Raw genomic sequence first — 8,340 nt, 5'->3', positions numbered from 1 at the left:
GGAGGTGCAGGAGGGTCACCCTCCTGCTGGGGGTCCAGGGGGCAAAGCCCCCTGGCCTTCTTCCCTACTCCGCAGCGACCGGCTCGCGCACGGTGAGGGCGGCTCGGACGGAGGCGCCGTAGGCCGGGTCGGCCTTGTCGAAGTGGGCGAGTTGCCGGTCGACGATGAATTGCGGCACGCCCTGCATGGCGGCGGCGATGTTTTCGCCGAGGCGCTTCTGCTCGTCGGCTTTCAGCAGGCGGAAGAGGTTGCCGGCCTGGGTGTAGTCGTCGTTGCCCTGGCGGTGGTTGTGGCGTGCGGCTGCGCCGGAAAGCGCCAGCGGCGGCTCGGCGACGGACGGGTCTTCGATGGGGCCGCCGAAGCTGTTGGGCTCGTAATAGGCGTCGTCGGCGCCGTGCTTGTGGCCGAAGAAGTTCATCTGCCCGTCCTTGTGGTAATGGTGGACGGCGGATTTCGGCGCGTTCACCGGCAGCGCCTCATAATGGGTGCCCAGCCGGTAGCGGTGGGCGTCGGCGTAGGAGAAGATGCGCGCCTGCAACATCTTGTCGGGCGAGGGGCCGATGCCCGGCACGAAGTTGGAGGGGCTGAAGGCCGCCTGCTCGATCTCGGCGAAATAATTGGCGGCGTTGCGGTTCAGCTCCATGATTCCGACTTCGATCAGCGGGTAGTCGGCGTGCGGCCAGACCTTCGTCAGGTCGAAGGGGTTCCAGCCGGTGCGGGCTTCCCACTGCGCGGCTTCGGCTTCGGGCATGATCTGCACGCACAGGCGCCAGGCCGGATAGTCGCCGCGCTGGATCGCGCCGAACAGCGCTTCCTGATAGCTTTCGCGCGTCTTGCCGATCAGCTCTTCGGATTCGGCGTTGGTCATATTCTCGATGGGTTGCAGCGCCTTGAAGTGGAATTTCACCCAGAAGCGCTCGCCGGCCTCGTTCCAGAAGCTGTAGGTGTGGCTGCCGAAGCCGTGCATGTGCATCGGGTTCTTGGGAATGCCCCGGTCCGAGAACAGGATCGTCACCTGGTGCAGGCTTTCCGGCGACAGGCTCCAGAAGTCCCACATGGCGGTGGGGGAGCGCAGGTTGTTGACCGGATGCCGCTTCTGGGTGCGGATGAAGTCGGGGAATTTCAGCGGGTCGCGCACGAAGAAGACGGGGGTGTTGTTGCCGACCAGATCCCAATTGCCCTCGTCGGTGTAGAATTTCACCGAGAAGCCGCGCACGTCGCGCTCGGCGTCGGCCGCGCCCATCTCGCCGGCGACGGTGGAGAAGCGGGCGATCAGCGGCGTCACCTTGCCCACTTCGCCGAAGACGGCGGCGCGGCTGTAGCGGCTGATGTCGTTGGTGATGGTGAGGCTGCCATGCGCCCCCCAGCCCTTGGCGTGCACCACGCGTTCCGGGATTCGCTCGCGGTTCTGGTGGGCCAGCTTTTCGATCAGTTGCCAGTCCTGCATCAGCACGGGGCCGCGCGGACCGGCGCTCTGGCTGTTCTGGTTGTCGGCGACGGGGCTGCCGGCGCTGGTCGTCAGGCGGGGCGGGTTGGTCATGGCTGTATCCTCCTGTGATGCCAGGCAAGCTAACATGCCGGTGTGACAGGCGGAAACACGGAAACCCGGCCTCAGTGATCGATAAGATCGATCATATGGGGGCAGGCAAACGGCGGCTTCGAATGGAAGGCCGGCAGTCCTTGCCCAACCCTCGTCACGCCTTGCCACCTTCTCGTCACCCCGGGCTTGACCCGGGGTCCAGCTTTTTTCCTTGAGCGCTTTGCCGTCCGGAAAGCTGGCCCCCCGGGTCAAGCCCGGGGTGGCACATTGCTGCCTCAGGCGGAGAAAAGCGCCTCTTCGGGGATGGCGTAGAACAGGTCGGCACCGCGCGTCACCGGCCCCAGCAGCGCCGGCGCCGCCGGCAGAAGCTGCTCGGCGAAGAAGCGCGCCGTGGCGATCTTGGCCTTCAGGAAAGCGGGGTCGCCCTGCCCTTCCTCCAACTGGCGCGCGGCTTCCGCCGCCTGGCGGGCCAGAAGCGAGGCGCCGATCGTCAGCCCGAACATGCGCAGATAGGGGGTCGCCGCGGCGGCCGTGTCGGCAAGCTTCTCGCCTTCATTGCCGGAAATCCAGACGCTCGCCGTCTGCAGCGCTTCGATTGCGTCCTCAAGATAAGGCACCATCTGCCCCAGATCGCCGCTGCGCGGCAGGCCGGCCACGAACTGCCGCTCCCGCTGGAGCAGCGCCCGCCAATGGCGCCCGCCATCCATCGGCAGCTTGCGGCCGACGAGGTCCAGCGCCTGGATGCCGTTCGTGCCTTCGTAGATGGGGGCGATTCGCGAATCGCGGTAATGCTGCGCCGCGCCGGTTTCCTCGATGAAGCCCATGCCGCCGAACACCTGCAGGGCGAGGCTCGACATTTCCACGCCGATGTCGGTGGAGAAGGCCTTGGTGACGGGGGTCAGCAGATCGGCCAGCCCCTGCGCATCCGCCTTCTTCTGCGCCTCCGGCTCGGCATGGGCGCGGTCTACAGCGGAGGCGTTCAGATAGGCGATGGCGCGCGCCGCCTGGGTGAAAGCGCGCACCGTCATCAGCATCCGGCGGACATCGGCATGCTCGACGATGCGGACCGGCTCGCGCGAGGCCCCGCCGAACTTCGCCGACTGCACGCGCTCGCGGGCGAAGGCCAGCGCCTGCTGATAGGCGCGTTCGGCAATCGCGATTCCCTGCAGGCCGACGTTGATCCGCGCGTGGTTCATCATCGTGAACATCGCCCGCATGCCGGCGTTCTCCGCGCCGACCAGATAGCCGACGCATTCGCCCTTGTCGCCGAAGGCCATGGTGCAGGTGGGGCTGGCGTGGATTCCCAGCTTGTGCTCGGTGGAAACCACGCGGACGTCGTTGCGCGCGCCCAAAGATCCATCGGCGTTCACCAGATACTTCGGCACGATGAACAGCGAGATGCCCTTGGTTCCGGCCGGCGCGTCCGGCGTGCGGGCCAGCACCAGATGCACGATATTCTCGGTCAGGTCATGCTCGCCCCAGGTGATGAAGATCTTCTGGCCCTTCAGCCGCCAGCTTCCGTCACCCGCCGGGGTGGCGGTGGAGCGCAGCGCCCCCACGTCGGAACCGGCCTGCGGTTCCGTCAGGTTCATCGTGCCGGTCCAGCGGCCTTCCACCAGCGGCTGCAGATAGAGCTTCTGCTGCTCGGGGCTGGCGTGCGCCTGCAAGGCCTCGATCGCCCCCAGCGTCAGCATCGGGCAAAGCGAGAAGGCCATGTTGGCCGAGGTGATCTGCTCCTGCACGGCCGATGCCAGCGCAAACGGCAGCCCCTGCCCGCCATGGTCGGGCGAAGCGCCCAGCCCGATCCAGCCGCCTTCGGCATAGGCGTCGTAGGCGGCCTTGAACCCCTGCGGCGTCTGCACCACGCCATCGGCGGCGCGCGCGCCCTCCCGGTCGCCCACCGTGTTGAGCGGCGCGAACACATTCGCGGCCAGCTTGCCCGCCTCGGTCAGCACGGCTTCCAGCAGGTCGGCGGTTGCGGCACCGAAGGGCGGCAACCCGGCCAGCTCGTCGAATCGGGCGATCGTCTCCAGCACGAAACGCTGCTCGGCGACGGGCGGGGTATAGGTCATGGGGAAACACCTGTTATTTGAATCTGCTGCGGCTATAGCCGCTCGCATGGCGGATTCCACTGGCGAGTTGACACGAATGCGCCCGGCCGATGCCCAGGGCGTGGCGGAAGCCGTGGCGCTGCTGGCCGGCGGCAGCCTCGTCGCCATCCCGACGGAGACGGTCTATGGCCTCGCCGCCGACGCCGCCGACGGCGAGGCGGTGGCCCGAATCTACGCCGCCAAGGGCCGCCCCCACTTCAACCCGCTGATCGTGCATCTGGCGGACCGGGCGATGGCGGACCGCTACGCCGACCTCCCGCCGCTCGCCGAAAAGCTGGCGGCGGCCTTCTGGCCCGGCCCGCTGACGCTGGTGCTGCCGCTGAAGCCCGGCGCCCCGGTTTCCCCGCTGGTGACCGCCGGCCTGCCGACCATCGCGCTCCGCCTGCCGGCGCACCCGGTGATGCGCGACGTGGTGCGCGCGCTCGGCCGGGGGGTGGCGGCGCCGTCCGCCAACGCCTCGGGCCGGCTCTCCCCCACCCGCGCCGCGCATGTCGCCGCCAGCCTCGAAGGGAAGGTACCGCTGGTGCTGGACGGCGGCCCGTGCGAAGCGGGTATCGAAAGCAGCATCGTCGCAGTTGTTGGCGGCGAAGCCCGGTTGCTGCGGCAAGGGGCGATTGCACGCGAATCGCTCGAAGCTGTGCTGGGCGCCCCGCTGGCGCTGGCATCCCCATCCGAGCCGGTCGCGGCGCCGGGCATGCTGCTAAGCCACTATGCGCCGCGCTTGCCGATCCGCCTGAACGCCGAAACCGCGCGCGCGGAAGAGTTTCATATCGGCTTCGGCCCAATCTTCGGCGACGAGAATTTGTCCGCCCGAGGCGACCCGGTCGAAGCGGCAGCACGCCTGTTCGATCTGCTGCACCGCGCGGACGCCAGCGGGCGAACGGCGATCGCGGTCGCCCCGATCCCCGAGGCAGGGCTGGGCGCGGCCATCAACGATCGGCTGCGCCGTGCTGCCAGCCACCGAAGCCAATAAGAAACTCGCTTATCCCTGCGATCCACGCTTCGCCACCTTGAATACTGGCCCGCGAGTGCACAGTTAACACGCACTAAAACAGGGAGATTGTGGATGGCTGAACGTATTCGCGAACGAGACCTTATCATCCCGGCACTCAAGGCAGCGGTTGGCGCTGGAGGAGAAATCCAGACGACCGCTTTGATCGAGCAGATGACTGACCAGTTCGAACCGGAAGGCGAGGATGCGAAGATCATTCAGAATCGTAGCGACAGCAAATTTAGCCAGAAAGTGCGGAACCTTGTATCTCACCGGGATACCAGTACGAGCATGTTCTCTCAGGGATACGCAACATATCATCCAGAGACAGAATCGATCCGCATCACTGATCTGGGTCGCGAATTCTTGGATCAGGGGCCCGATGAGTAAAGTGCCTTATAGCCGGGCTTGAACCACTTTAACTCTGTCCCGCTGGTCGCGTCTTTGTCCCAGACGAACCAAGCATAGGCCGTGGTCCCTGTTCCCTTCTGGACTGTGCCAGCCGGATAAAACGTAATCCGCTCGCTAAAGACCCACACCCGCGACGGTGGCGCATCGGTGAAAATCGTGCGCTGGCGGTTCGCACCTTCAAGAAAAGCCAGTCGCAAGAGCAGCGCGAACTTCTTACCTGCCTTCTCTAACCCAGTTTGCACGAAACCCTCGGCAGCATTGTAGGGCGGGTTGGTGATGATGTTGGGAGCCTTGCGCCAGCTATTCAGAAAGTCGTGGTTACCCTCACCATAACCGCGATCGATCAGGTCCGAACTGATTACCTGATTCCCCGTCCTTTCCAACACCTTGGACATAGCGCCATTGCCACAGGCGCTCTCCCAAATGTCCCCCACAAATTCTTCATTGTCTATGAGTGCATGGGTCGCCCATGCCGGGGTAGGGAAGAAGTCGGGGCCATCGAGGTCGGCGAACCGTTTCGTGGTCGGCTTGAACCCGCCGTTAAGGTAATATGTTGCGTCCATTAATAAAGTATAGCAGAATCAATATGTTAGTCAATATCATCTAAGTGACTCAAAAGATTCGGAAAGGCGTCGTCCGCTAAAACTAACCCGCATCGACATTCGACCAACCTGACCGTCTAAAGCAATTCCGTCGCCGCGCTCCACCAGTCGGACGGCACCTGCACTTCGGGCACCGGCCCGTCGAACAACGCGAAGGAAGTGGCGCCCGAGCCGGACATGCGCGCCAGCGAGACGCCCGGAAGCCCCCGCAGCCAGCCCAGCACTTCGGCGATCACCGGCTGCAAGGCGATGGCCGGCGCTTCCAGATCGTTGCGGGCCGCGCGCCAGTCCGCATCCAGCGGGCCGCGATCGACTCCGTCCCAGGCCTTGAACACCGGTCCCGTCGGCACCGGAACGCGCGGGTTCACCAGCAGCACGCCCAGCCCGGCGACGCTTTGCGCCTCCGCCAGCCCTTCGCCCACGCCCACCCCGCGCGCCGTGCGGGAGCGGACGCAGGCCGGCACATCCGCGCCCAGCCCTGCGCCGATCCGTTCCAGCGCCGCTTCGCCCAGCGGCGCGCCCGCCAGCCGGTTCAGCAGCCGCAGCGCCGCGCCCGCGTCGGCGCTGCCGCCGCCCAGCCCGGCGGCGACGGGGATTCGCTTCTCCAGCCGCAAGACGTAACGCGCCCGCCAACCTGTCTCCGCCGCGAAAGCCCGCGCCGCGCGCAGCACCAGATTGTCGACCAGCGGCCCGGCGGCTCCGGCCATGGGGCCGCTCACCTCCAGCGACCAGTCCTCCGCCGGCTCCGCCTCCAGCCGGTCGCCGAAACGGGTGAAGGCGAACAGCGTCTCCAGTTCATGATAGCCGTCCGCCCGGCGGCGGCGCACATGCAGCGCGAGATTGATCTTGGCGGGCGCGCCCTCCACGCCGGCAATGGGCAAGGTCATCGGCTGGCGAGCGCCACGTCCAGCCCGTAATCGAGCTTCTTGCGGATCATCTCCGCCAGTTTCGGCTCGGGCGAAAGCGCCGCCGCGCTGGCCCAGGCGTGGCGCGCCTCGATCCGCCGGCCCACCTTCCACAGCGCGTCGCCCAGATGGTCGGCGACCGTCGGGTCGGAAGGCTCGGCTCCGCGCGCCGTTTCCAGCAGCCTCACCGCTTCCGGATAATTGCCGGTCAGATATTCCGCCCACCCCATGCTGTCGACGATGGCGCCATTTTCCGGCGAGATGGCATAGGCCTGCGCGATCAGACCCCGCGCCTCTTCGATGCGGAGCCCCCGGTCGATCAGGCTGTAGCCCAGATAATTCAGATATATGGGGTTTTTGTCCGCCAGTTCCACGGCGCGGCGCAGATCCGTCTCGGCCCCCGGCCAGTCGCCGGCCTTTTCCTTCACCGTGCCGCGCAGGAAGGCCAGTTGCGCTTCCGCCGGGGCGGAATCGGCGGGCAGGCGCTTCAGCGCCTCATCATAGGCGGCGATCGCCTCGGCGCTGCGCTCCTGCCGCCGCTCCAGTTCCGCCAGCCGGCTCCAGTCGTCGGCGGTCGCATCCGGGCGGCTGGCGTAACGCCGCAATATCTCGCGGGCCTCGTCGTCGCGCTCGGCGGCGATCAGGATTCCGGCGCGGCGGGTTTCGGCGATCTGCCGCCAGCCGCCGCCTTTCGGCACGGAATCGAGCGCCGCCAGCGCCTGGTCATATTTGCCCGCCCGCGCCAGCGTGTCGGAGGCGACCAGCCAGCCGTCCGGCAGCGCCGGGTCGGCGAGCGTCGCCAGCCGGGCGAAATTGATCGCCGGCCCGACGGCACGCTCGCGCGCCAGATCGGCCGCCAGCCGCAGGAACATCAGCGCAAGCCCCTCCTGCGGGCTGTCCACCAGATCGGCGAGCTTGCGGCCGCTCATCCGCGCGTCCTTGCCCAGCCGCTCCCGCGCCTCGATCAGCTGCGGATCGCGCTCCGGCCCGCCGCCCAGCAGCAGGATCGCCCGCTCGCGGTACTTCGGGTCGGTGGCGGCGGCTTCCAGCGCCGTGCCGACCGCCGAGAGCCTGAGCCGGGTGACGTTCGCGCCTTCCGCGCCGACGATGGCCGCATAGGCGTCCGCCGCTTCCGGCCAGCGCTTGCCATAGGCCAGGAGATGCGCCCGATGCTCGCGCAGGTAAGAGGCCGCCGCTCCGCGTCCGGCCGCCGGGTCGACCAGCGCCAGCGCCCCGTCGATATCGCCGCGCGCGGCCCGCCCCCAGGCTTCCAGCAGCACGCCCAGCACCTGGCCGGATTCGCCGCCCCGGCCCGGGGCGCCGAAGGCCGCGCGCGCCGCTTCATAGCCGCGCCAGTCCCGCGCGGCGGCGGCGCCCGCCGCCCGCGTCAGCGCGACGATGGAATCGCCGACCGCGCTCGCGGCGGTGGATTCTGCGGCCAGCGGAATCTGGTTGGCCAGCCGCAGCGCCGCCTTCATGTCGCCCGACAGCATGGCGACATCCAGCGACCGGCGGCGGGCGATCTCGTCGCGGTCGCCTTTCAGCGCCGTGCCGAAACGCTCGGCGGCGACGACGTAATCGTCTCCGGCCATGGCGAGGCGGCCCTGCACATAGGCCTGCGTCGCCTGCTCGATCGTGGGGGCAGACGCTTTCGCGGCGAGGGGAGCCGGCGCAAAGGCCAGCGCGCACAATAAGGTCAGATGCGCTGTCGGCAGGCGGATATCCAAGGCAGTCTCCTTGGCGTCCACCTTACAGCCGCAGGCCCGGCGCGTCGATTGGG

General features: G+C 67.6%; 7 protein-coding genes. 2 read left to right on the top strand and 5 right to left on the bottom strand.

Annotated features, from left to right (window positions below; all coding sequences use genetic code 11):
* Positions 1–64: 64 nt before the first annotated feature.
* Together L6Q21_RS02860 and L6Q21_RS02855 are read right to left on the bottom strand one after the other, a co-directional pair.
* On the bottom strand, positions 65–1,540 hold the full coding sequence (locus tag L6Q21_RS02860) for a catalase (protein WP_237828998.1): 1,476 nt from the start codon (positions 1,538–1,540) through the stop codon (positions 65–67).
* 275 nt (positions 1,541–1,815) lie between these two features.
* A complete protein-coding gene (locus L6Q21_RS02855) occupies positions 1,816–3,612 on the bottom strand; it encodes an acyl-CoA dehydrogenase (protein ID WP_237828997.1) in 1,797 nt (598 codons plus the stop codon).
* A 46-nt stretch (positions 3,613–3,658) separates the two neighbouring features.
* Here L6Q21_RS02855 and L6Q21_RS02850 point away from each other — a divergent pair, with 46 nt between their 5' ends.
* Positions 3,659–4,624 carry an L-threonylcarbamoyladenylate synthase gene (locus L6Q21_RS02850; RefSeq protein WP_237828996.1) on the top strand — a complete coding sequence of 322 codons (966 nt, stop codon included), beginning with the start codon at positions 3,659–3,661 and terminating at the stop codon, positions 4,622–4,624.
* 93 nt (positions 4,625–4,717) lie between these two features.
* Entirely contained in the window at positions 4,718–5,032 is a 315-nt protein-coding gene (locus tag L6Q21_RS02845) for a hypothetical protein (protein WP_237828995.1), read from the top strand.
* Here L6Q21_RS02845 and L6Q21_RS02840 read toward each other — a convergent pair.
* The 3 genes from L6Q21_RS02840 to L6Q21_RS02830 all read right to left on the bottom strand — a co-directional run bounded on the left by L6Q21_RS02840 (position 5,014) and on the right by L6Q21_RS02830 (position 8,287).
* On the bottom strand, positions 5,014–5,616 hold the full coding sequence (locus L6Q21_RS02840) for a hypothetical protein (RefSeq protein ID WP_237828994.1): 603 nt from the start codon (positions 5,614–5,616) through the stop codon (positions 5,014–5,016). The two genes, L6Q21_RS02845 and L6Q21_RS02840, sit on opposite strands and share 19 nt — an antisense overlap.
* 116 nt (positions 5,617–5,732) lie before the next feature.
* Positions 5,733–6,542, bottom strand: coding sequence for a 4-(cytidine 5'-diphospho)-2-C-methyl-D-erythritol kinase (locus tag L6Q21_RS02835; protein WP_237828992.1), 810 nt, complete (start codon positions 6,540–6,542; stop codon positions 5,733–5,735).
* Entirely contained in the window at positions 6,539–8,287 is a 1,749-nt protein-coding gene (locus L6Q21_RS02830; protein WP_237828991.1) for a tetratricopeptide repeat protein, read from the bottom strand. Before L6Q21_RS02830 ends, L6Q21_RS02835 begins: the two co-directional genes overlap by 4 nt.
* Positions 8,288–8,340 lie beyond the last annotated feature (53 nt).

This window comes from Sandaracinobacteroides sayramensis, from assembly GCF_022014495.1.
Lineage (GTDB): Bacteria > Pseudomonadota > Alphaproteobacteria > Sphingomonadales > Sphingomonadaceae > Sandaracinobacteroides > Sandaracinobacteroides sayramense.
This window is presented reverse-complemented; position numbering and strand designations above follow the sequence as displayed.

What these genes read in the sequence shown, in the direction of transcription:
- L6Q21_RS02850 (WP_237828996.1), top strand. Translation starts at nt 3,659, where the DNA reads ATGGCGGATTCCACTGGCGAGTTGACACGAATGCGCCCGGCCGATGCC.
- L6Q21_RS02835 (WP_237828992.1), bottom strand. Translation starts at nt 6,542, where the DNA reads ATGACCTTGCCCATTGCCGGCGTGGAGGGCGCGCCCGCCAAGATCAAT.
- L6Q21_RS02860 (WP_237828998.1), bottom strand. Translation starts at nt 1,540, where the DNA reads ATGACCAACCCGCCCCGCCTGACGACCAGCGCCGGCAGCCCCGTCGCC.
- L6Q21_RS02855 (WP_237828997.1), bottom strand. Translation starts at nt 3,612, where the DNA reads ATGACCTATACCCCGCCCGTCGCCGAGCAGCGTTTCGTGCTGGAGACG.
- L6Q21_RS02845 (WP_237828995.1), top strand. Translation starts at nt 4,718, where the DNA reads ATGGCTGAACGTATTCGCGAACGAGACCTTATCATCCCGGCACTCAAG.
- L6Q21_RS02840 (WP_237828994.1), bottom strand. Translation starts at nt 5,616, where the DNA reads ATGGACGCAACATATTACCTTAACGGCGGGTTCAAGCCGACCACGAAA.